General features: G+C 60.5%; 21 protein-coding genes and 2 pseudogenes. 11 read left to right on the top strand and 12 right to left on the bottom strand.

Annotation, left to right across the window (positions count from 1 at the left end):
- Positions 1–86: 86 nt before the first annotated feature.
- The 9 genes and pseudogenes from B3C1_RS01030 to lrp form a co-directional block, all read right to left on the bottom strand.
- Positions 87–545: a hypothetical protein gene (locus B3C1_RS01030; RefSeq protein ID WP_008482307.1), complete on the bottom strand. Its 459-nt coding sequence runs from the start codon at positions 543–545 to the stop codon at positions 87–89.
- 29 nt (positions 546–574) lie between these two features.
- Positions 575–862, bottom strand: coding sequence for a GIY-YIG nuclease family protein (locus tag B3C1_RS01025; protein WP_051012862.1), 288 nt, complete (start codon positions 860–862; stop codon positions 575–577).
- Between the two features lie 58 nt (positions 863–920).
- Complete coding sequence (gene nadE / locus B3C1_RS01020) at positions 921–1760, bottom strand: ammonia-dependent NAD(+) synthetase (protein ID WP_008482305.1); 840 nt, start codon at positions 1758–1760, stop codon at positions 921–923.
- Between the two features lie 55 nt (positions 1761–1815).
- Positions 1816–3102, bottom strand: coding sequence for a serine--tRNA ligase (gene serS / locus B3C1_RS01015; protein WP_008482304.1), 1287 nt, complete (start codon positions 3100–3102; stop codon positions 1816–1818).
- Positions 3103–3121: 19 nt separating this feature from the next.
- Entirely contained in the window at positions 3122–4465 is a 1344-nt protein-coding gene (locus tag B3C1_RS01010; protein WP_008482303.1) for a replication-associated recombination protein A, read from the bottom strand.
- Entirely contained in the window at positions 4462–5064 is a 603-nt protein-coding gene (gene lolA / locus B3C1_RS01005; protein WP_008482302.1) for an outer membrane lipoprotein periplasmic chaperone LolA, read from the bottom strand. Before lolA ends, B3C1_RS01010 begins: the two co-directional genes overlap by 4 nt.
- A gap of 1 nt (position 5065) precedes the next feature.
- Positions 5066–6802 (bottom strand): annotated as a pseudogene (locus tag B3C1_RS01000) (DNA translocase FtsK); the annotation flags it as partial.
- A 162-nt stretch (positions 6803–6964) separates the two neighbouring features.
- Positions 6965–7495, bottom strand: a pseudogene (locus B3C1_RS20825) (DNA translocase FtsK 4TM domain-containing protein); the annotation flags it as partial.
- 55 nt (positions 7496–7550) lie between these two features.
- Positions 7551–8042: a leucine-responsive transcriptional regulator Lrp gene (lrp, locus tag B3C1_RS00995; protein ID WP_008482299.1), complete on the bottom strand. Its 492-nt coding sequence runs from the start codon at positions 8040–8042 to the stop codon at positions 7551–7553.
- 134 nt (positions 8043–8176) lie between these two features.
- Here lrp and ald point away from each other — a divergent pair, with 134 nt between their 5' ends.
- The 5 genes from ald (at position 8177) to infA (ending at position 12099) form a co-directional block, all read left to right on the top strand.
- Positions 8177–9295 (top strand): alanine dehydrogenase, encoded by a 1119-nt coding sequence (gene ald / locus B3C1_RS00990; protein WP_008482298.1) that lies wholly within the window; start codon positions 8177–8179, stop codon positions 9293–9295.
- 98 nt (positions 9296–9393) lie between these two features.
- Positions 9394–10341: a thioredoxin-disulfide reductase gene (trxB, locus tag B3C1_RS00985; RefSeq protein WP_008482297.1), complete on the top strand. Its 948-nt coding sequence runs from the start codon at positions 9394–9396 to the stop codon at positions 10339–10341.
- 80 nt (positions 10342–10421) lie between these two features.
- Positions 10422–11123, top strand: a complete 702-nt coding sequence (gene aat / locus B3C1_RS00980; protein WP_419177186.1) for a leucyl/phenylalanyl-tRNA--protein transferase — start codon at positions 10422–10424, stop codon at positions 11121–11123.
- Positions 11114–11833 (top strand): arginyltransferase, encoded by a 720-nt coding sequence (locus B3C1_RS00975; protein WP_008482295.1) that lies wholly within the window; start codon positions 11114–11116, stop codon positions 11831–11833. The genes aat and B3C1_RS00975 overlap by 10 nt, the downstream gene beginning before the upstream one ends.
- Positions 11834–11880: 47 nt before the next feature.
- Positions 11881–12099, top strand: a complete 219-nt coding sequence (gene infA, locus B3C1_RS00970) for a translation initiation factor IF-1 (protein ID WP_008482294.1) — start codon at positions 11881–11883, stop codon at positions 12097–12099.
- 42 nt (positions 12100–12141) lie between these two features.
- On the opposite strand, the gene clpA is transcribed toward infA, so the two are convergent.
- Both clpA and clpS read right to left on the bottom strand, forming a co-directional pair.
- Positions 12142–14403, bottom strand: a complete 2262-nt coding sequence (gene clpA / locus B3C1_RS00965; RefSeq protein WP_008482293.1) for an ATP-dependent Clp protease ATP-binding subunit ClpA — start codon at positions 14401–14403, stop codon at positions 12142–12144.
- Between the two features lie 27 nt (positions 14404–14430).
- Complete coding sequence (gene clpS, locus B3C1_RS00960; protein ID WP_008482291.1) at positions 14431–14745, bottom strand: ATP-dependent Clp protease adapter ClpS; 315 nt, start codon at positions 14743–14745, stop codon at positions 14431–14433.
- 187 nt (positions 14746–14932) lie between these two features.
- Between clpS and cspD the strand changes: the two genes are divergently transcribed.
- A complete protein-coding gene (gene cspD, locus B3C1_RS00955; protein WP_008482290.1) occupies positions 14933–15142 on the top strand; it encodes a cold shock domain-containing protein CspD in 210 nt (69 codons plus the stop codon).
- Positions 15143–15240: 98 nt separating this feature from the next.
- Here cspD and B3C1_RS00950 read toward each other — a convergent pair whose 3' ends face one another.
- Positions 15241–17469, bottom strand: coding sequence for an NADP-dependent isocitrate dehydrogenase (locus B3C1_RS00950; protein ID WP_008482289.1), 2229 nt, complete (start codon positions 17467–17469; stop codon positions 15241–15243).
- 256 nt (positions 17470–17725) lie between these two features.
- Here B3C1_RS00950 and B3C1_RS00945 point away from each other — a divergent pair, with 256 nt between their 5' ends.
- Genes B3C1_RS00945 through purB form a run of 5 tightly spaced genes read left to right on the top strand, consistent with a single transcriptional unit; the run spans position 17726 to position 21901 of the window.
- Positions 17726–18340, top strand: a complete 615-nt coding sequence (locus B3C1_RS00945) for a pseudouridine synthase (RefSeq protein WP_008482288.1) — start codon at positions 17726–17728, stop codon at positions 18338–18340.
- Complete coding sequence (locus B3C1_RS00940) at positions 18337–18756, top strand: NUDIX domain-containing protein (RefSeq protein ID WP_008482287.1); 420 nt, start codon at positions 18337–18339, stop codon at positions 18754–18756. The genes B3C1_RS00945 and B3C1_RS00940 overlap by 4 nt, the downstream gene beginning before the upstream one ends.
- A 57-nt stretch (positions 18757–18813) precedes the next feature.
- Positions 18814–19929 carry a tRNA 2-thiouridine(34) synthase MnmA gene (gene mnmA, locus B3C1_RS00935; RefSeq protein WP_008482286.1) on the top strand — a complete coding sequence of 372 codons (1116 nt, stop codon included), beginning with the start codon at positions 18814–18816 and terminating at the stop codon, positions 19927–19929.
- 8 nt (positions 19930–19937) lie between these two features.
- On the top strand, positions 19938–20534 hold the full coding sequence (hflD, locus tag B3C1_RS00930) for a high frequency lysogenization protein HflD (RefSeq protein ID WP_008482284.1): 597 nt from the start codon (positions 19938–19940) through the stop codon (positions 20532–20534).
- A complete protein-coding gene (gene purB, locus B3C1_RS00925; protein ID WP_008482282.1) occupies positions 20534–21901 on the top strand; it encodes an adenylosuccinate lyase in 1368 nt (455 codons plus the stop codon). The genes hflD and purB overlap by 1 nt, the downstream gene beginning before the upstream one ends.
- Positions 21902–21939: the final 38 nt, after the last annotated feature.

The following is a 21939-nucleotide window of genomic DNA, read 5'->3' as shown; positions in this document are numbered from 1 at the left end:
GATTGGCTTCTCCTCAGCATAGAAGTTCGGGCCGTCTTCTCCCATAGCCATGCCTTTTACCCAAACCGCCAATGCCCAATACAGCCTCAGAACGGGTACTCTTGGGTGAAGGTTTTGCCATTGAAAGTATGAGTGCAGCAATGACAGCTGGGCGCAAGGCTGGTTTCGTCAAGCTCTGGGGCCACCCTTTGCAAGATGCCGTTGTCATCCACATAGAGTCCGCTGAAATAGCTGTTTTCCCCTATCCGCACATAGGGTTCGCCATGGGCAAGATCCGAGGCCACCAGCCAAAAAATGGGTTCTTTTTTGTCGAGCCTGGCAACGGCCTCGGCAAACACCGGGTCCCAAAGCTGCCCTACCTTGGCCAGCAGGAAGCGAAAAAGCGGGGTGTAGTCCAGCCCCCGCTCCACATCCTTGGCCATCTTGGTGGACCCGGCACCCTTGCTGTTACGCAGGTGCCGGTAGTGGCCCCCAAACCGGTGGTGGACTCCACGTGCCTTGGTATTGACCTTCCGAAAGAGAGGGTCTGGTCGGTCTCTTTTCATGGTCGACGGTATCCTTCAACAATGGGGCCTTAGCAATCCTTAGCCTTGCTGCCAGAGCCGCAAAAGGCGCTGACCAGGGCCTCTTTGCGGGCCTTGGACAGGGCCTTGACGGTCAGTTCCCGTTTCAAGGCCGCCGAATGCGCCCCCACCAGCTCCCAGTAAACCAGGGTCAGCGGCCCCTTACCGCGCAACGCCTTGGCGCCCTTCCCCGCCTGATGCTCGGCAAAGCGCCGGGCCACATCCAGGGTGATGCCGGTATAAAGGTGGCCCTTGGCGGTGCGCACCAGATACAAAAACCAGGCTTTATCCCCTAACAAAAGGGGCCTTTCGGCCCCGATACGGTCAGTTTTGGCTGAGTCGGCCCCACAGGCCTTTTCAGTCATAGAGAGTGGGGATAGGCTTGCGCTTGTGCTGGGTGCGCAGGTAAATCTGCACCAGGCGGTCGCGCACGTCATCGGACACCGACTTGCCTTCGAGGAAATCGTCGATTTCGTCGTAGGTCAGGCCAAGGGCGGCTTCGTCGGCCTTTTGTGGGGTAAGGCTTTCAAGGTCGGCCGTGGGCACCTTGCCCACCAGCAGATCCGGGGCACCCAGATGCTTGGCCAAGGCTCGCACCTGGCGTTTGGACAGGCCAAACAACGGCGCCAGATCGCAGGCACCGTCACCCCACTTGGTGTAGAAACCGGTGATATTCTCGGCGCTGTGGTCGGTACCCAGCACCAGGCCATGGGTCAGGCCGGCAATTTCATACTGAGCAATCATCCGCGAACGGGCCTTGACGTTACCTTTGACGAAATCCCGGTGGAAGTCGTCTTCCGGCACCAGGCCGGTGGGGGCCAGGCCGTCGTGGGCGGCGGCGGAAAGGCCGTCTACCCCGGCCTGGATGTTGACCGACACCGCGTGGCTGGGCTGGATGAACTGCACCGCCAGTTGCGCTTCGTCTTCGTCCTTTTGCACCCCATAAGGCAGGCGCACGGCAATAAAGCGGTAAGCCTTGTCTTCGCTGGACTCGTCATTGAGTTCGTCGACAGCCAATTGCGCCAGGCGGCCACAGGTGGTGGAGTCGACGCCGCCGCTGATCCCCAGTACCAGGGTAGAGAGGTTGGCGCTTTTGAGGGTGCGTTTGATGAAGTCCACCCGGCGGCGCACTTCCTGCTCCACGTCGATCTGCGGCTGGACACGCATCTCGAGGCGGATCTCATTTTCAATGGACATAGGTCAACATCCTTCCGACTGTTCAAGGTAAAAGGGCGCCGAAGGCGCCCTGCTATTAACCGATATGGGTCTTGCCGCCCATGTAGGGGCGCAGTGCTTCTGGCACTTCGATACGCCCGTCGGCTGTTTGGTAGTTTTCCATGATGGCCACCAGGGTACGGCCGACGGCCAGGCCGGAGCCGTTGAGGGTGTGCACCAGTTCCGGCTTGCCGGTTTCGCTGTTACGGAACCGCGCCTGCATGCGCCGGGCCTGGAAGTCACCCACGTTGGAGCAGCTGGAGATCTCCCGGTAGGTGTTCTGGGCCGGCAGCCACACTTCCAGGTCGAAGGTCTTGGTGGCACCAAAGCCCATGTCGCCGGTGCAAAGGGCCATGGTGCGGTACGGCAGGCCCAGTTTTTCCAGCACGGTTTCGGCGTGGCGGGTCATCTCGTCCAGGGCCTCGAAGGACTTGGACGGATGAACAATCTGTACCATCTCCACCTTGTCGAACTGGTGCATGCGGATAAGGCCGCGAGTGTCACGGCCGTAAGACCCGGCTTCAGAGCGGAAACAGGGGCTGTGGGCGGTAAACTTCAGGGGCAGGCTACCTTCTTCGACGATCTCGTCGCGCACCAGGTTGGTGAGCGGCACCTCGGCGGTGGGGATCAGCGACAGGTGCTGGCGCTCTTCGGTGGCCGGCTTGATGTTAAAGAGGTCTTCACCGAACTTGGGCAGCTGGCCCGTGCCTTTGAGGCTGTCTTCGTTCACCAGGTAAGGAACGTAGGTTTCCTGGTAGCCGTGCTCTTCGGTGTGCAGGTCCAGCATGAACTGGGCCAGGGCGCGGTGCAGCTTGGCCATTTCGCCGTGCATCACCACGAAGCGGGCGCCGGACAGCTTCACGCCCTGCTCGAAAGACAGGCCGCCAAGGCGGGTGCCGATATCCACGTGGTCCTTGACGTCGAAGTCGAAGGTGCGGGGGGTGCCCCAGAGGCGCACTTCCACGTTTTCGCTTTCGTCTTTACCCACAGGGGCAGAGTCGTGAGGCAGATTGGGGATGGCCAGGGTGATGGCGTCCCATTCGGCCAGGATCTGGTCCAGCTCGGTTTTAACGCTGTCCAATTCCTCGTTGATCTGGGTAACCGCCGCCTTGAGAGGGGCGATGTCTTCGCCGCTGCGGGCGGCCTGGCCTATGGCCTTGGAGCGGGTATTGCGCTCGTTTTGCAGCTCCTGGGTACGCACCTGCAGGGCTTTACGTTTTTCTTCAAGGGCTTCAAGGGCAGCCACGTCCAGCTTAAAGCCGCGGGTGGCGAGGCGCTCGGCAGTGGTGTGCAGCTCGGCGCGCAGAAATTTGTTATCCAGCATGGTAGTTGTTCAGGTCCATTCAGTCTTCGGGCAGTGTATCAAAGCCCTGGGCGTTGGAGTAGCGCTGCACCGGGCTTTGGCGGTCCCGCTCGGCCAGATAGTCGAGCTTTTCACCGATCTTCAGTTCCAGACCCCGGTTGGACGGCTGGTAGTAGCGCCTGTTCTTGAGGGCTTCGGGGAAGAAGTTCTCGCCGGCGGCATAGGCGCCGGGTTCGTCATGGGCATAGCGGTAGTCGCTGCCGTGGCCCAGGGATTCCAGTAACTTGGTGGGGGCGTTGCGAAGGTGCAGTGGCACCGGCAAGTCCCCTGCCTGGCGGGCGTCCTGGCGGGCGGCCTTAAAGGCGGTGTAGACGGCGTTGGATTTGGGGGCGCAGGCCATGTAAACGGCGGCCTGGGCTATGGCCCGCTCTCCCTCGGCCGGGCCGACCCGGGTGAAGGTGTCCCAGGCGTTAAGGCCTATGGTCAGGGCCTTGGGATCGGCATTGCCGATGTCCTCTGAAGCGATGGCCAGCAGGCGCCGGGCCACATACAAGGGGTCGCAGCCCCCTTCGAGCATCCGGCAATACCAATAGAGGGCGGCGTCCGGCGCCGAGCCCCTTACCGACTTGTGAAAAGCGGAAATCATGTCGTAGAAAAGGTCCCCGCCCTTGTCGAAGCGGCGGATCTCGGCCCCCAGGGTGGAGGCAATAAGATCTTTGGTGATACGGCCGTCGTCGGCCATATCGGACAGCATTTCCAGGTAATTGAGGGCCCGGCGGGCATCGCCGCCGGCCATCTGGGTCAGCACGTCCAAGGCGTCTTCATCCAGGCTGATACCGGTTAGGCCCTCGGGGGCCACCAGCGCCCTTTGCAAAAGGCCGCTGATGTCGTCGTTTTCCAGGCTTTTGAGCACATAGACCCTGGCCCGGGACAACAGGGCGCCGTTCAGTTCAAAAGAGGGGTTTTCGGTGGTAGCGCCGATAAAGATAAAGGTGCCGTCTTCGATATGGGGCAAAAAGGCGTCTTGCTGGCTTTTGTTAAAGCGGTGCACTTCGTCCACAAACAGCAGGGTTTTGCGGGCCCGGCTGTGGGCCCTTTCCACCACGGCGCGAATATCCTTGATGCCGCTGGTCACCGCCGAGATGCGTTCCACCTCGGCGTCGGAATAGCGGGCAATGAGCTCGGCCAAGGTGGTTTTGCCGGTGCCGGGTGGGCCCCAGAGGATCATCGAGTGGGGTTTACCGGCCTCCAGGGCGCGGCGCAGGGCCTTGCCCTGCCCCACCAGGTGCTGCTGGCCTACATAGTCGTCAAACTGCTTGGGCCGCATCCGCGCGGCCAGGGGTTCTACCGGGCCGTCCCCAAAATCAAAACCCAGGTTGCTCATCGCTGGTCGTCGACCGCCACCCCTTGGGGAGGGGTAAAGCTGAACTGCACTTGGCCGTCCTGGCTGCGGGGCGCCTCGAAGCCTGAAAAAGTCACGGTATTGAGCTGGCCGGAGGCGTCGTGGATCACCAGCCCCGCCACCTTGTCGCCGCTGAATTTAACGGTCAGGGCGGTGACATAGGCGTCCTTTTCATCCTTGGGGGTGATGTCGTAATTACCGCCCTTGGCCTTGATGGTGAACTGGCTCCATACCAACGGGTCTTGGCTGGAGAGCAGCAGCATGGGGGTGCGGCCCACCGCCTCTTTGGGAGAGTAAAGGGTCACCTGCTCCACAAAGGGGTTATAGAGCCACAGGGTGTTGCCGTCGGAAACCAGCAGGGTTTCGTCCGGCGACTGGGTATGCCAGTAGAGCTTTTGCGGGCGCTCTACCGCCATCTGGCCTTCGGCTTCCATGGCCAGGTTACCGTCGCTGTCGGTGACCTTCTGGCTGAAGTGGGCCGAGAAGCTGTCGAACTGGGCCAGCTTGGCCTTGAGGTCGGCGGCGTCGTCGGCAAAGGCGGCGCCGCTCGCCAGGAGCAGCGCCAGGGGCAAAATTCGCATATTAATCTCCGTGGTGGGGCACCAGCACGTCGCGGTTGCCGTTGTGGCCGGCGGAGGACACTATGCCGGCCATTTCCATCTGTTCAATCAGGCGGGCAGCGCGGTTGTAGCCGATTTTCAGCTTGCGCTGCACGCTGGATATGGAGCCCCGGCGGGACTCGATCACGAAGGCCACCGCCTCGTCGTAGAGGGGGTCTTGTTCGCCGTCTTCGTCCATGGACTCGCCGGGCAGCAGGGTTTCCTGGGTCATTTCCCCGGCCAGGATGGCCTCAATGTATTGGGGCTTGCCGCGTTTTTTCCAGTCTTCCACCACCCGGTGCACTTCATGGTCGTCTACAAAGGCACCGTGGACCCGGGTCGGCACGCCGGAGCCCGGCGGCAGGTACAGCATGTCGCCCTGGCCCAGCAGGCTCTCGGCCCCTTGCTGGTCCAATATGGTGCGCGAGTCTATCTTGCTGGACACCTGAAAGGCGATACGGGTGGGAATGTTGGCCTTGATAAGGCCGGTTATCACGTCAACCGAGGGGCGCTGGGTAGCCAAAATCAGATGAATACCGGCCGCCCTCGCCTTCTGGGCGATACGGGCAATCAGCTCTTCCACCTTCTTGCCGACGATCATCATCATGTCGGCAAATTCGTCCACCACCACCACGATGCGTGGCAGGGGCTCGAGGTTGGGAGCTTCGGGCTCCATGGAGCTGTTGGGGTTCCACAAGGGGTCTTTAAGGGGCGCGCCGTCCTTGATGGCGTCTTTGACCTTCTGGTTAAAGCCCTTGAGGTTACGCACCCCCATCATGGACATCAGCTTGTAGCGCCGCTCCATTTCCCCTACGCACCAGCGCAGGGCGTTGGCGGCGTCCTTCATGTCGGTGACCACCTCGGCCAGCAGGTGCGGAATGCCCTCATAGACCGACAATTCCAGCATTTTCGGGTCAATCATAATCAGGCGCACGTCTTCCGGGGTGCTCTTATAAAGGAGCGACACCAGCATGACGTTCACCCCCACTGACTTACCGGAGCCGGTGGTACCGGCTACCAGCAGGTGGGGCATCTTGGCCAGGTCCACCACCACCGAGTTGCCGGCAATGTCCTTGCCCAGCACCATGGCCAGCGGCGAGGCGTTATCGTTGAATTTGTCGTCGTTGATGACTTCGGACAGATACACCGTTTCCCGGTGCTTGTTGGGCACCTCGAGGCCGATAACCGATTTGCCGGGAATGACTTCCACCACCCGCACCGAAATGGCCGACAGGGCCCGGGCCAAATCTTTGGACAGGTTGGAAATTTTGGAGACCTTCACCCCGGGGGCCAAGTCCAGCTCGAAACGGGTGATAACAGGGCCCGGGTGCACGTCCACCACATTGGCCTGCACCCCAAAGTCCAGCAGCTTTTCTTCCACCAGGCGGGACACCATGTCCAGCTCTTCCTGGCTGATGGGATTGCGGTTCTTGTCGGGGCGGTCCAGCAGGCCCATGGACGGCAACGGCGTCATGGTGGTTGCCGGCTCCCCTGCTGCGCCCATGGCGTCGTCCAGCACCTCGGGGAACGACGCCTTGGCCTGGGTCGGCGCGGCCTTGGGCGCCGAAATAACGGCAGTATCAGGCTCGTCCAGCCAAGGGAGATCCAGATCGTCTTCGTCGTCATCCATGGGAATGGACAGCACCGGCTCTTTGGGCTGGGCAGGCTCTACCTTGTCCTTTAAGGACAGTACCGGCTCTTTGGCTTCTTTGGCCTTGGGTAAGGCTTTAGGCAGGGTCTTGGCAGCCGGTTCTTCGTCGTCCTCATGGTCTTCGTCGTCATCGAAAGAGACGCGTTTGTCGGCGCGGGACTGGCTGCCTATCTGCTGGATGCGGTCCCAGCACCACAGGGCCCCCTCGACCACCAGGGCACCGAGACGGTCCACCAGCGCCACCCAGGACAAGCCTGTGACCATGGTAATGCCGGCCGCTGTCAGGGCCAGCAAGATAAGGAAGGTGCCCACAAAGCTGAACCAGGGACGCAGGGCCGTGGCCACCAGATCGCCAATCAGGCCGCCGGCAGAGTAGGTGTGGATGTCCCCAAGGTAAACCGAACTCAGGCCCGCCAGGCCCAGCAGACTCAACACCACGCCGATCAGGCGCAGCCCTGCCGCCAGGTAGTCAATGTCCATCAAAGAGCGATAGTGGCGAAAGCAGAACCAGCCGCCAAGGGCCACCATAAAGGGCAGCAGGTAGGCCAACAGGCCGGTGCCGAACAGCAGAATATCCGCCACCCAGGCCCCTATGGTGCCGGCGGCGTTTTGGATTTGGCCGGGCACGCCGGTTTGGGACCAGCCGGGGTCGGCAGGATTGAAGGTGGCAAGGGCCACCAGCAAAAACAACGAGAAAAGGGTGCAAAGCACCAAACCGGCTTCCAAGAGCCGTTGTACCCCGGACAAGCGTCTGAGCTCCATGCGCTCCAAAGATCCCACTCCAAACTTATTTCTTATCTTCGTGATGATACCAGCCTCACCCATTAATCAGTACCTTGGAAACACCCTTCACTTCTTCCATTACCACGTAGGTTCGAGTCTCCTTGACCCCCGGCAAACGCAGCAGGGTCTCACCCAATAATTCACGGTAGGCAGACATATCTGCTACCCGGGTCTTGAGGAGGTAGTCGAAATCACCAGAGACCAGGTGGCACTCCTGGATGATGTCGAGCTTCTGCACCGCCAGGTTGAACTGGTCAAAGACCTCGGAAGAGGTACGCTCCAGGGTGACCTCCACAAAGACCAGCAGCGCCGCCCCCAAATACCTCGGGTTAATGATGGCGGTATATCCCTGAATAAAGCCTTGCCGTTCGAGCCGTTTTACCCTTTCCAAACAAGGTGTTGGGGACAGTCCCACACGCCTGGATAATTCCACGTTAGAAAGGCGACCGTCATTTTGCAGCTCTTTCAATATGTTGCGATCAATACGGTCTAGCTCTTTGACCCCTTTTCGCGCAGATGACAGCATAAATCCTCTAGCAGACCCATTCCTATCAGCAGAAAATACTGAAAAATCACCAAATAAAGCAACCTATTCTCTAACCCCCTCCCTATACTAGCCGCCAATTCCGCTACCGGATTGATAACAAAAGGAAACAGCAGATGATCATTGGCGTACCTAAAGAGATTAAGAACCACGAGTACCGTGTCGGCATGGTTCCCGCCTCCGTCCGCGAGTTGGTCAACCACGGCCACCAGGTAGTGGTTGAAACCAACGCCGGCCTGGGCATCGGTTTTACCGACGAAGACTACGTGGCTGCCGGCGCCGCCATCCTGGCCAGCGCCGAAGAGGTGTTCGCCAAGGCCGAGATGATCGTCAAGGTCAAAGAACCCCTGGCCAACGAGCGCGCCCGCCTGCGCCAAGACCAACTGCTGTTTACCTACCTGCACCTGGCCCCCGATCTGCCCCAGACCGAAGATCTGGTCAAATCCGGTGCCGTCTGCATCGCCTACGAGACCGTGACCGATGACCGTGGCGGCCTGCCGCTGCTGGCCCCCATGTCCGAAGTGGCTGGCCGCATGTCCATCCAAGCCGGTGCCCAGGCCCTGGAAAAATCCCGTGGCGGCCGTGGCGTGCTGATCTCCGGCGTGCCCGGTACCGATCCGGCCAAAGTGGTAGTGATCGGTGGTGGCGTGGTTGGCTCCAACGCCGCCCGTATCGCCGTTGGTATGCGTGCCGACGTGACCATCCTGGACCGTTCCATCGACACCCTGCGTCGCCTGGACGCCGAGTTCGGTGGCCGCGCCAAAGTGGTCTACTCCACTGCTGACGCCCTGGAGCGCCACGTGCTGGAAGCAGACCTGGTGATCGGTGCCGTCCTCATCCCCGGCGCCGCCGCCCCCAAACTGGTTACTGCCGACCACATCAAGCGCATGAAGCAAGGCGCGGCCATCGTTGACGTTGCCATCGACCAAGGCGGCTGCTTCGAGACCTCCAAGGCCACCACCCACGCCGAGCCCACCTACATCGTTGACGACGTGGTGCACTACTGTGTGGCCAACATGCCTGGCGCCGTGGCCCGTACCTCCACTTTCGCCCTGAACAACGCCACCCTGCCCTACATCATCAAACTGGCCAACAAGGGTTACAAACAAGCCCTGCTGGACGACAAGCACCTGCTGGCCGGTCTGAACGTGATGCACGGCAAGGTCACCTGTAAGGAAGTGGCCGAAGCCCACAACCTGGCCTACGTTGATCCCAAGGCCCTACTGGGTGCCTAAGGGCGATTGACTGAATCGACAAACCCCTGCGCAAGCGGGGGTTTTTTGTTGCTGCCCTTTTCCCTAGAATGCGTGGCAACGACTTTCGAGGAGTATTTATGAAACACGCTCGCCTGATGATCCTGGGCTCCGGCCCTGCCGGCTACACCGCCGCCGTGTACGCCGCCCGCGCCAACCTCAACCCCGTGCTCATTACCGGCATGCAGCAGGGTGGCCAGCTCACCACCACCACCGAAGTGGAAAACTGGCCAGGTGACGCCGACGATCTGACCGGCCCGCTGCTGATGGAGCGCATGCAACGTCACGCCGAGAAGTTCAACACCGAGATCCTCTTCGATCACATCAACCAGGTGGACTTCAGCCAGCGCCCCTTCATCCTCACCGGTGACAACGGCCAGTACTCCTGTGACGCCCTGATCATCGCCACCGGCGCCTCAGCCAAGTACCTGGGCCTGGAGTCCGAAACCGCCTTTTCCGGCCGTGGCGTGTCCGCCTGTGCCACCTGCGACGGTTTCTTCTATCGCAACCAGAAGGTGGCGGTAGTGGGCGGCGGCAACACCGCCGTGGAAGAAGCCCTGTATCTTGCCAACATCGCCAGTGAGGTGCACCTGGTGCACCGCCGCGACAGCTTCCGTGCCGAGAAGATCCTGATAGACCGTCTCTACAAGAAGGTTGAAGAAGGCAAAATCGTGCTGCACCTGAACCGCACCCTGGACGAAGTGCTGGGCGACGACATGGGTGTGACCGGCGTGCGCCTGGCCTCCACCCTGGGTGAAGGCGCCCAGGAACTGGCGGTTGCCGGCTGCTTTATCGCCATCGGCCACAAGCCCAATACCGACATCTTCGCCGGCCAGCTGGAGATGAAAGACGGCTACCTGAAGGTGCAAAGTGGCCTGGAAGGCAACGCCACCCAGACCTCCATCCCCGGCGTTTTCGCCTGTGGCGACGTCATGGACCACATCTACCGCCAGGCCATCACCTCTGCCGGTACCGGCTGTATGGCTGCCCTGGATGCCGAGCGTTATCTCGACAGTCTGGACAACTAAGCCAAAGGGCCGCTTTCGCGGCCCTTTTAGTTAGCGCTACACTCAAAGGGATACTGAGAGCATTTTAAGAAACGATGACCATAGCGCTCCCCGAACTGCCCGACAATCCGTGTCTGTTCCCCGATCCCGTGCATGCACTGGACCAGCCGAACGGCTTGCTGGCCTTTGGCGGTGATCTCTCCCCTACCCGCTTGATGGCGGCCTACCGCCTGGGTATTTTTCCCTGGTTCAACCCCGGTGAACCCATTCTCTGGTGGTCCCCCAATCCCCGTGGCGTTTGTGTGCCAGGGCAAATTCACCTGTCGGCCAGTTTGCAAAAATGGCTGAGAAAGACCCCCTATCAGTACCGCTGCAACACCGCTTTTGCCGAGGTGCTGGAAGGCTGCGCTGCTCCCAGAGACGGTCAGGGCGGCACCTGGCTGAGTCCGCAGATGCGCAGCGCCTACCAGCGCCTTCATGAGCTGGGTTTTGCCCACAGCGTGGAAGTCTGGCTGGACGGCGCCCTGGCCGGTGGCCTCTATGGGGTCAGTGTCGGCAGTATTTTTTGCGGTGAGTCCATGTTCCACCGCCAACCCAACGCTTCCAAGGCGGCTTTTGCCGCTCTGCACCATCATCTGTTGGACCACGCAGTCCTTATCGATTGCCAACTGATGAATCCGCACCTGGAGCGCCTTGGCGTGCGGGAAATGCCAAGGTCCGACTATCTGCACCTCTTGGCCGAGCACAGGGACAGGCCCATGGCCGAAGGGCTCTGGACACCGGGAGACTGGCCATGTCCGTGAACCTGCTAAAAGGCCTCTATTGCGGCCTGACCAAGCCTTTTCCCTGTGCCTATCTGCCTGACAAGGACGAACAGCTGCTGGTGGTCACCCAATCCCCCATGGACGCCGAGCGCTACGAAGTGCTGTTGTCCATGGGCTTTCGCCGCAACGGCTCAGACGTCTACCGGCCCTATTGCCACCACTGCCATGCCTGCGAGTCGGTACGGGTGGACGTGGACGCCTTCAGTCCCAACCGACGCCAGCGGCGTGTCGCTCGCAAGAACAGCGACTTGACCTTGCGTATCGAGCACAGCTTTACCCCAGAGCATTTCGATCTCTACTGCCGTTACATCAATGCCCGGCACCGGGACGGGGGCATGTATCCACCGTCAGAAAGCCAGCTGGCCCACTTTGCCAAGGCCGCCTGGTTGCCCCTTAGCCTTATCTGCCTGTACCGGGGCAAGCAGCTGATGGCCTGCGCCGTCACCGACGAAACCCCGGCCGCCTATTCGGCCCTTTACACCTTTTTTGACCCGGACGAAGAGGCCCGCTCACTGGGCACACAAGGGGTATTGATGCAGCTGGAGGCGGCAAAAGCCAGGGGAAAACAGTGGCTTTACTTGGGATATCAAATCGATGCGTGCCAGAAGATGAACTACAAAACCCAGTTCATGCCCTACGAGCGATACAGTGGCGGCGCGTGGCAACGCTTTACAGGGGCCGCCAGTTAAGGCAAGATTGGCGCCGATTTCTTGGTTATAAGAGGTTTTGCATCTAAATGTCGAAAGAAGACGTGATTGAGTTGCAGGGTACAATCCTGGAAACCCTGCCCAACACCATGTTCCGCGTCGAGCTCGAGAACGGCCACGTGGTAACCGCCCACATCTCCGGTAAAATGCGCAAGAACTACATCCGCATCCTGACCGGGGATACCGTTACCGTGCAGATGACGCCGTACGACCTGAGCAAAGGCCGCATCGTCTTTCGGCAACGTTGATGACAAAACTAAAAAACCCCGCCTCTCGGCGGGTTTTTTGTTTTAGGCGGTGGTGGCCGCCGCTTGTCCTTCCACGTCGAGTTTGAGCTCGCCGCCACTGACCCCGACCCGCACCCGGCCGCCTTCGGCCAGCTTGCCAAACAGCAGCTCGTTAGCCAGGGGCTTTTTCAGGTGCTCTTGGATCACCCGGCCCATGGGCCTTGCCCCCATGGCATGGTCATAGCCCTTCTCGGCCAGCCAGGTCTTGGCTTCGGCATCCACTTCCATGGCCACACCACGGGCGTCCAACTGGGCTTCTAGTTCGGCCAGGAATTTCTCCACCACCTGAGCGATAACGGCCGGGCTCAAATGGTTGAACCAGATGATGCCGTCCAGGCGGTTACGAAACTCCGGTGAGAACACCCGGTTGATTTCGGCCATGGCGGTGTCGTCGTGCTCCACCACCTTAAAGCCCATGGACTTGCGTTCGGTTTCCCGCACCCCGGCGTTGGTGGTCATCACCAGGATCACATTGCGAAAGTCCGCCTTGCGGCCGTTGTTGTCGGTCAAGGTGCCGTTGTCCATCACTTGCAGCAGCAGGTTGAAGACATCCGGGTGGGCCTTCTCAATCTCGTCAAGCAACACCACCGAGTGGGGATGCTTGATCACTGCCTCGGTCAGCAGGCCGCCCTGGTCATAGCCCACGTAACCCGGAGGGGCACCGATAAGGCGAGACACGGTATGACGCTCCATGTACTCGGACATGTCGAAGCGGATCAGCTCCACCCCCATCTGGCGAGCCAGCTGTTGGGTGACCTCGGTCTTCCCTACCCCTGTGGGGCCGGCAAAGAGGAAGGAGCCCACCGGCTTGTGCTCAACACCCAGGCCGGCACGGCTCAGGCGGATGCTCGACGACAGGGCGTCGATGGCGGCATCCTGGCCGAACACCACCAGCTTAAGGTTGCGGTCCAAGGCCGCCAGGGTGTCCTTGTCGGAGCTGGATACGGATTTCTCCGGGATCCGCGCCATACGGGCCACCACGGACTCAATGTCCGCTTCGTTGACCGTCTTGCGGCGCTTGGGCATCAGGCGGGCACGGGCGCCGGCCTCGTCGATGACGTCTATGGCCTTGTCGGGCAGATGGCGCTCGTTGATGTACTTGGCCGACAATTCGGCCGCCGCCTTCAAGGCTCCCTGGGTGTAACGCACATCATGGTGCTCCTCGTAATGGCTTTTCAGGCCCTGGAGGATCTTGATGGTGTCAAACACCGAGGGTTCGGCAATATCAATCTTCTGGAAACGGCGGGCCAGAGCCACGTCCTTTTCGAAGATGCCACGGTATTCCTGATAGGTGGTGGAGCCCATGCACTTGATGTTGCCAGAGGCCAGCAGTGGCTTAATGAGGTTGGAGGCATCGGTCTGGCCACCAGAGGCCGCCCCAGCCCCTATCAGGGTGTGGATCTCGTCGATAAAGAGGATGGCGCCATCTTCCTCGCGCAGCTCTTTGAGCAGCCCTTTAAAGCGCTTTTCAAAGTCGCCCCGGTATTTGGTGCCGGCCAGCAGCGCTCCCATGTCCAGGGAGTAAACAGTGCAGTGCTGGATAAGCTCAGGCACGTCACCGTCGACAATGCGCTTGGCCAAGCCTTCGGCGATGGCGGTTTTGCCCACCCCGGCCTCACCCACGAACAGCGGGTTGTTCTTACGGCGCCGGCACAATACCTGGACGGTGCGCTCCAGCTCGGCTTCACGGCCGATCAAGGGGTCGATACGGCCAACACGGGCCTGCTCGTTGAGGTTGACGGTCAGCATCTCCAGGTAGCTTTCGGCCTTGTTGCCTTCGCTGTCGAGGTCCTTTTGCGGTGCCTCGCCGCCGCTACCGGGCTCGTCTTCGTGCTTGCGCACCCCGTGGGAGATGTAATTGACCACGTCAAGGCGAGTGATATCGGCCTTGCGCAGGATATAAACGGCCTGGCTTTCCTGTTCGCCAAAAATGGCCACCAGTACATTGGCCCCTGTGACTTCTTCCTTGCCGGAGCTTTGCACGTGAAAGACGGCCCGCTGCAGCACGCGCTGAAAGCCCAGGGTCGGCTGGGTTTCGCGGTCATCGTCATCATCGGGAATACGCGGCGTGGTCTGGTCGATAAAGCCGCTCAGTTCCGAGCGCAGCTGCGACAGGTCAGCACCGCAGGCCGTCAAGGCCTCTGACGCAGCGCTATTGTCCAACAGCGCCATCAGGAGGTGCTCCACTGTGAGATATTCGTGGCGTTCGCTCCTGGCACGACGGAACGCGTCGTTCAGGCTTTGCTCGAGCTCTTTATTCAGCATGTGCGCCCCCTTGAGTTACAACTTGGGTCAAGCCGGTTCCATGGCACAAAGTAAGGGATGACCATTGTCCCTTGCAAAGCGGTTCACCTGAGCCACTTTGGTTTCAGCGACATCGGCGCTGTAAATGCCACACACCCCCTTTCCTTCGTAGTGTACGGACAACATTACCTGAGTAGCCTTCTCATGGTCCATGGTGAAAAAACGCTGCAAGACCAATATCACGAAGTCCATAGGGGTGTAGTCGTCGTTCATCAACACCACCTTATACATAGGCGCCCGTTTGAGCGCCGGATCTGCATTTTGCGTTTTCTCTTTATGTTGAATATCGGTACTGCCGGCCATGCTTTTCAAGTCCTATGTCTGCATTTTTTCTTCACTATGATCCAACGCAGCGCAGTTGTTAACTCACTGTTAAAAAAACTTGACTCAGTTTTTTTCTACACTAAATTGTACTTTGAGGTAAGTCGGGTCACCACTATTGCAGCGAACCGACGGTCGTAAACAGGTTAACAGACGACGGGAATGACGTATGGCTATCGGAACAGTCAAATGGTTCAACAACGCCAAGGGTTTTGGTTTCATTTGTCCTGAAGGGGGCGGCGAAGACGTCTTCGCCCACTACTCCACCATCCAAATGGATGGTTACAGGACCCTCAAGGCCGGCCAGGAAGTCAACTTCGACATGAGCCAGGGCCCCAAGGGCTACCACGCAGTGAACATCAAACCCCAAGAAAAATGATCCGGTAGTTGCCGGTTCCACGTCGAGGCCCCTTTTGGGGCCTTGTTCGTAATGACAAAAAAGGCCGTCCTAGGACGGCCTTTTTCATGTCGCTAACCTCAGAGCGCGGCCAGGGCGGCGTTCAGGGTGCTGCTGGGGCGCATGGCGTCGGAAGCCAGGGCCACTACCGGCTGGTAGTAACCGCCGATGTCCACGGCATTGCCCTGTACGGCGATAAGCTCGGCAACGATGGCCTCTTCCTGTTCGGTCAGGGTCTTGGCCAAAGGAGCGAAGGCAGCCTTGAGATCGGCGTCCTTGTCCTGGGCGGCCAGGGCCTGGGCCCAGTACTGGGCCAGGAAGAAGTGGCTACCACGGTTGTCAATCTGACCCACGCGGCGCGCCGGCGACTTGTTGTTATCCAGGAACTTGGCGGTGGCCAGGTCCAGGGTGTCGGCCAGCACTTGCGCCTTGGGGTTACCTTCGAACTGGCTCAGGTGCTCCAGGGAGGCGGCCAGGGCCAGGAACTCGCCCAGGGAGTCCCAACGCAGGTAGTTCTCTTTTTGGAACTGCTGCACGTGCTTGGGCGCGCTGCCGCCGGCGCCGGTTTCAAACAGGCCGCCGCCGTTCATCAAAGGCACGATAGACAGCATCTTGGCGCTGGTACCGAGCTCCAGGATCGGGAACAGGTCGGTGAGGTAGTCACGGAGCACGTTGCCGGTTACGGAGATGGTGTCCTTGCCGTCTTTGAGACGAGCCAGGGAGAAGCGGGTGGCTTCAACCGGGGACTTGATCAGCAGTTCCAGGCCGCTGGTGTCGTGATCGCCCAGGTACTGCTGTACCTTTTTAATCAGCTCTGCGTCGTGGGCACGGTTCTCATCCAGCCAGAACACGGCAGGAGTGCCGGTAGCGCGGGCGCGGTTGACGGCCAGCTTGACCCAGTCGCGGATGGGGGCGTCTTTGGTCTGACACATGCGCCAGATGTCGCCGGCGTCCACTTTGTGCTCCAGCAGCACGGTGCCGGCGGCATCCACCACACGCACGGTACCGGCGGCGGGGATCTCGAAGGTCTTGTCGTGGGAGCCGTACTCTTCTGCCTTTTGGGCCATCAGGCCGACGTTGGGCACAGAACCCATGGTGCGGGGGTCGAAGGCGCCATGTTCTTTACAGAAGTTGATGGTCTCTTCGTAGACACCGGCGTAGCAGCGGTCGGGGATCACCGCTTTGGTGTCCTGCTGCTCACCGGCCTTGTTCCACATCTGGCCGGAGGTACGGATCATGGCCGGCATGGAGGCGTCGATGATGACGTCGGAAGGTACATGCAGGTTGGTGATGCCGCGATCGGAGTCCACCATGGCCAGGTCAGGGCTGCTGGCGTAAACGGTGTTGAGCTCGGCTTCGATGGCAGCGCGCTGGTCGGCGGGCAGCTGCTCGAGGCGGGCGTAGAGGTCACCGATACCGTTGTTGGCATCCACACCCAGCTCTTTAAAGAGGGCGGCGTGCTTTTCGAATACGTCTTTATAGAAGACGGTGACGGCGTGGCCGAAGATGATGGGGTCGGACACCTTCATCATGGTGGCTTTCATGTGCAGGGAGAACAGCACGCCCTTGGCCTTGGCGTCTTCGATTTGCTCGGCAAAGAAGGCGCGCAGGGCTTTTTGGCTCATGGTGGAAGCGTCAATCACTTCACCGGCCTGCAGGGCCAGTTTGTCCTTGAGCACAACCTTATCGCCGTTGTCCTGCACCAGCTCGATGCTGACGTTGGTGGCATCAGCCAGGGTCACAGACTTTTCAGAACCGTAGAAGTCGCCACCGGTCATGCTGGCCACGTGGGACTGGGAGTCTTTGGACCAGGCACCCATGGAGTGGGGGTGCTTGCGAGCATACTGCTTGACGGAAGCGGGGGCGCGGCGGTCGGAGTTACCCTCACGCAGCACCGGGTTTACGGCAGAGCCTTTCACTTTGTCGTACTTGGCCTTGATGGCCTTTTCTTGGTCGGACTTGGGCTCTTCGGGATAGTCAGGCAGGTCGTAACCTTTGGCCTGCAGTTCCTTGATGGCGGCCTTCATCTGCGGCACGGAGGCGGAGATGTTGGGCAGCTTGATGATATTGGCTTCAGGGGTCTTGGCCAGCTCGCCGAGCTCGGCCAGGTCGTCACCGATGCGCTGGGTTTCGGTCAGGCATTCCGGGAAGGTGGCGATAATACGGCCAGCCAGGGAGATATCCCGGGTTTCCACCGCAACCCCGGCCTTGGCGGCGTAGGCTTCGATGATAGGAAGCAGCGACCAGGTAGCCAGGGCCGGTGCTTCGTCGGTGATGGTGTAGATGATCTTCGACTTGCCTGTTGTCATAGTACAACTTCCTAAGCGTTGTGTGGCGAAGCGGCTTCGCACGGGGGCGCCCAACACCGGCTCTAAGGCCGACTTTTTTGGGGCCGTTATGAAAACGGTGCGCGGATTATAACAATAACGTCATCCTTTTTGCTGCACTGGCTTGCGGGTAAGACCAGTTGACCAAAAAAACGCCAATGGCTTTGCCGTCCGTTGGCCTGGGCTGTGGCCGGTGCTAGGCTTTGCCCCTCTGAGAACCGATTGAGGTCATCGCCTTTTGTCCTTTGCCAAGAAAAGGCCGGCCGGCCGCCCTGCCCCCCGTAAACCCAGCCGCCCGGCCCAGCCCGCCGGCCCCGCTAAACTGGTGCTTTTCAATAAGCCCTTTGACGTGCTTTGCCAATTTACCGACGAAGCCGGCCGCCAGACCCTCAAGGACTTTATCGACATCCCAGGCGTCTATGCCGCCGGCCGCCTGGACCGTGACTCGGAAGGGTTATTGCTGTTGACCAATGACGGCAAGCTCAACGCCCGCCTGACCCAACCGGGCAAGAAAACCGCCAAGACCTACTGGGTGCAGGTGGAAGGCGCCCCCAGCGACCAGGACCTGGAGCCCCTGCGTCAGGGAGTGGTGTTAAAGGACGGCCCTACCCTGCCCGCCAAGGTCAAAGTCATGGCAGAGCCCGCCCTTTGGCCCAGGCAGCCGCCGGTACGCTTTCGCCAGCATATTCCCACCACCTGGCTGGAGATCAGCATCACCGAGGGGCGTAACCGCCAGGTGCGGCGAATGACGGCCCATATCGGCTTTCCCACCCTGCGCTTGGTGCGGGTCGCCATCGGCCCTTACAAGCTCGGGGATTTGGCCAGCGGCCATTATAAGGAGATAACCCCGTGATCCAGGCCGCCACCGTTGCCTGGGTTATCGAAGCCCAGGGCCGTTACCTGTTGGTCGAAGAAGACATCCAAGGGGTGCTGACCCTCAACCAGCCCGCCGGCCACTGGGAAACAGGCGAGAGCCTCCTTGACGCTGCGCGCCGCGAGCTGTGGGAAGAAACCGGCCTTCGCCTTGACCCCCAAGGCCTGGTGGGCCTCTATTGCCTTGAGCTACCCCACAAGACCTTTTGGCGCCACGTTTTTTACGCACGCATCGACGCGCCCTTGGCCACCGCCCCCCAGGATAAGGACATAGTGCGCTGCCTCTGGCTGACCGCCGAAGAGCTGGCCCACTATCCCCTTCGCAGCCACCTGGTGCAGGCCGCCATTGACGATTTTGCCGCCGGCTGTGGTCATGCGCTCTCTGTGCTGCGCTAACCCCTGGCTTTTGCTACAATGCGCCCCACTTTTTTCGCCAAGGTTATTTGACGTCCCATGAGCGACAAACCCCTTTCCCAGACCAAGGTCATCGTCGGCATGTCCGGCGGTGTGGATTCCTCTGTTTCCGCCTACCTGCTTCAGGCCCAGGGCTACCAGGTGGAAGGTCTGTTCATGAAGAACTGGGAAGAGGACGACGACACCGACTACTGCACCGCCGCCGAAGACATGGCGGACGCCCAGGCGGTGTGCGACAAGCTCGGCATCAAGCTGCACAAAATCAACTTTGCCGCCGAGTACTGGGACAACGTCTTCGAGTATTTCCTGGCCGAGTACAAGGCGGGCCGGACCCCTAATCCGGACATCATGTGCAACAAGGAAATCAAGTTCAAAGCCTTCCTCAACTACGCCGCCGACGCCCTGGGCGCCGACTTTATCGCCACCGGCCACTATGTGCGTAAGGGCCTTGTGGACGGCCACTGGCAACTGCTGCGCGGCCTGGACGACAACAAGGACCAGTCCTACTTCCTCTATGCCCTGGGGGAAGAGCAAGTGGGCCAGACCCTGTTCCCGGTGGGGGAGCTGCCCAAGCCCGAAGTGCGCCGCATCGCCGAAGAGCAAGGCCTTATTACCGCCAAGAAAAAAGACAGCACCGGTATCTGTTTTATCGGCGAGCGTAAGTTCAAGGACTTCTTGCAGCGCTTCTTGCCGGCCCAGCCCGGCGATATCCAAACCCCGGAAGGTGAGGTGATTGGCCGCCACGAAGGCCTGATGTACCACACCCTGGGCCAGCGCAAGGGCCTTGGCATCGGCGGCATGAAAAACGCCTCGGACGAACCCTGGTACGTGGTGGACAAGGACGTGCAGCGCAACGTGCTGGTGGTGGCCCAGGGCCATGACCACCCCTTGCTGTTCTCCAACGGCCTGATTGCCACCCAGCTCGACTGGGTTGACCGCCAAGGGCCACAGGCCCCGGTCAAGATCACCGTTAAGACCCGCTATCGCCAGCAGGACATTGCCTGCACCGTCGAGCCCTTGGCCAACGGCGACGTCAAAGTGCTGTTCGACCAGCCGCAGATCGCCGTGACCCCGGGCCAGAGCGCCGTGTTTTACGACGGCGAAGTCTGCCTTGGCGGCGGCATCATCCAACGCTACATCCGGGGTGAGCAATGAGCCGCGCCATGGCACTGGCCGCCGCCGCCCAGGCGGTGAGCTTGGTTCAAAAACTGGCCCGCCAGGGCAGCTGCGACAATGACGACCTGTACAGCGTCATCAAAGGGGTGCTCATTACCCACCCCCAGCAGCCCAGCGACGTCTACAAAGACAGTAACCTCGATGCCGGCTACCGCCTGGTGATTGAACTGCTGGGGGATGCCTCCAGCAACAAGGACCCGGAGCTGACCCGCTACCTGATTGGCCTGTTGGCCCTGGAGCGGCGCCTGGCCAAGCGCCGGGACGTGCTGGCCCTGATGGGTGAGCGCATCGAACAGGTGAAGCGCCAGGTCGGCCATTACGGCCTGGAAGACGAAAAGGTGCTGGCCAACCTGGCCGACATCTACGTGGAACTTATCAGCCCCCTGGGTGCCCGCATCCAGGTGGCCGGATCCCCTATCCATCTGCAACAAAGCCTCAACCAACACAAGGTACGGGCCGCCCTTTTGGCCGGCATCCGCGCCCTGGTATTGTGGCGTCAACTGGGGGGCAGCCGCTGGCAGTTACTGTTCAAGCGTCGCGCCCTAGTCGACGAGGCCCGCCAATCCTTAAGGAGCCCCCAATAATGGAACTGTCCGCCCTGACAGCCATCTCCCCCGTCGACGGCCGCTACGGCAGCAAGGCCGACCTACTGCGCCCCATCTTCTCCGAATTCGGTCTGATCAAGTACCGGGTAGAAGTGGAAGTCCGTTGGTTGCAACTGCTGGCCGCCGAACCGAAAATCGCCGAGGTTCCGGCCTTGTCCGCCGCCGCTAACGCGGCCCTGGACGCAATCGTTTCCGCTTTTAGCGAGAGCGATGCCCAGCGGGTCAAGGACATCGAGAAGACCACCAACCACGACGTCAAGGCGGTGGAGTACTTCCTCAAGGAAAAGGTGGCAAGCAATGCCGAACTGAACGCGGTCACCGAGTTCATCCACTTTGCCTGCACCAGCGAAGACATCAACAACCTGTCCTACGGCCTGATGCTCAAAGAGGCCCGTGAGCAGGTGATCCTGCCCTACTGCGACAAGCTGGTCGCCGCCCTTAAGACCCTGGCCGACAAGTACCTGACCGTACCCATGATGGCCCGCACCCACGGCCAGCCCGCCTCCCCCACCACCATGGGCAAGGAAATGGCCAACGTGGCGGTGCGCCTGGAGCGCCAGCGCAAGCAGATCGCCTCCGTGGAGTTTTTGGGCAAGATCAACGGTGCCGTGGGTAACTTCAACGCCCACTACAGCGCCTACCCCGACGTCGACTGGCCGGCCCTGTCCGAGCGTTTCGTGTCCGGCCTGGGCCTGGTGTGGAACAAGTACACCACCCAAATCGAGCCCCACGACTACATCGCCGAACTGTTCGACGCCCTGGCCCGCTTCAACACCATACTGATTGATTTTGACCGGGACGTTTGGGGCTACATCGCCCTGGGTCACTTCAAGCAAAAGACCGTGGCCGGCGAGATTGGCTCCTCCACCATGCCCCACAAGGTCAACCCCATCGATTTTGAGAACTCCGAAGGCAACCTGGGTATCGCCAACGCCATGTTCAGCCACCTGGCCGCCAAACTGCCGGTGTCCCGCTGGCAGCGCGATCTGACCGACTCCACTGTGCTACGTAACCTGGGGGTAGGCGTGGCCCACTCGGTTATCGCCTTCGAAGCCACCCTCAAGGGTATTTCCAAGCTGGAAGTAAACGAGCAGAGCCTGCTCAATGAACTGGACCAGAACTGGGAACTGCTGGCCGAGCCCATTCAGACCGTGATGCGCCGCTACGGCATCGAAAAACCCTACGAGAAGCTCAAAGAGCTGACCCGTGGCCGCCGCGTCGACCAGGCTGGCATGCACGCCTTTATCGACGGCCTGGCCCTGCCCGAGCAGGTCAAAGCCGAGATGAAACTGATGCGCCCGGACAACTACATCGGCATTGCCGAACAGCTCACCCGCGAGCTCTGACAGAAGCGGCCCAAGGGCCGCTTTTTTTGTTCCCCATC

This window comes from Gallaecimonas xiamenensis 3-C-1 (genome assembly GCF_000299915.1).
In the GTDB taxonomy this organism is placed as follows: Bacteria; Pseudomonadota; Gammaproteobacteria; order Enterobacterales; family Gallaecimonadaceae; genus Gallaecimonas; species Gallaecimonas xiamenensis.
Note: the sequence above shows the minus strand (reverse complement) of the source record. Positions and strands in the feature narration are given on the sequence as shown.

What these genes read in the sequence shown, in the direction of transcription:
- nadE (WP_008482305.1), bottom strand. Translation starts at nt 1,760, where the DNA reads ATGTCCATTGAAAATGAGATCCGCCTCGAGATGCGTGTCCAGCCGCAG.
- B3C1_RS00950 (WP_008482289.1), bottom strand. Translation starts at nt 17,469, where the DNA reads ATGACAACAGGCAAGTCGAAGATCATCTACACCATCACCGACGAAGCA.
- cspD (WP_008482290.1), top strand. Translation starts at nt 14,933, where the DNA reads ATGGCTATCGGAACAGTCAAATGGTTCAACAACGCCAAGGGTTTTGGT.
- infA (WP_008482294.1), top strand. Translation starts at nt 11,881, where the DNA reads ATGTCGAAAGAAGACGTGATTGAGTTGCAGGGTACAATCCTGGAAACC.
- serS (WP_008482304.1), bottom strand. Translation starts at nt 3,102, where the DNA reads ATGCTGGATAACAAATTTCTGCGCGCCGAGCTGCACACCACTGCCGAG.
- B3C1_RS00975 (WP_008482295.1), top strand. Translation starts at nt 11,114, where the DNA reads ATGTCCGTGAACCTGCTAAAAGGCCTCTATTGCGGCCTGACCAAGCCT.
- B3C1_RS01030 (WP_008482307.1), bottom strand. Translation starts at nt 545, where the DNA reads ATGAAAAGAGACCGACCAGACCCTCTCTTTCGGAAGGTCAATACCAAG.
- purB (WP_008482282.1), top strand. Translation starts at nt 20,534, where the DNA reads ATGGAACTGTCCGCCCTGACAGCCATCTCCCCCGTCGACGGCCGCTAC.
- ald (WP_008482298.1), top strand. Translation starts at nt 8,177, where the DNA reads ATGATCATTGGCGTACCTAAAGAGATTAAGAACCACGAGTACCGTGTC.
- hflD (WP_008482284.1), top strand. Translation starts at nt 19,938, where the DNA reads ATGGCACTGGCCGCCGCCGCCCAGGCGGTGAGCTTGGTTCAAAAACTG.
- lrp (WP_008482299.1), bottom strand. Translation starts at nt 8,042, where the DNA reads ATGCTGTCATCTGCGCGAAAAGGGGTCAAAGAGCTAGACCGTATTGAT.
- lolA (WP_008482302.1), bottom strand. Translation starts at nt 5,064, where the DNA reads ATGCGAATTTTGCCCCTGGCGCTGCTCCTGGCGAGCGGCGCCGCCTTT.
- trxB (WP_008482297.1), top strand. Translation starts at nt 9,394, where the DNA reads ATGAAACACGCTCGCCTGATGATCCTGGGCTCCGGCCCTGCCGGCTAC.
- B3C1_RS01010 (WP_008482303.1), bottom strand. Translation starts at nt 4,465, where the DNA reads ATGAGCAACCTGGGTTTTGATTTTGGGGACGGCCCGGTAGAACCCCTG.
- mnmA (WP_008482286.1), top strand. Translation starts at nt 18,814, where the DNA reads ATGAGCGACAAACCCCTTTCCCAGACCAAGGTCATCGTCGGCATGTCC.
- clpA (WP_008482293.1), bottom strand. Translation starts at nt 14,403, where the DNA reads ATGCTGAATAAAGAGCTCGAGCAAAGCCTGAACGACGCGTTCCGTCGT.
- clpS (WP_008482291.1), bottom strand. Translation starts at nt 14,745, where the DNA reads ATGGCCGGCAGTACCGATATTCAACATAAAGAGAAAACGCAAAATGCA.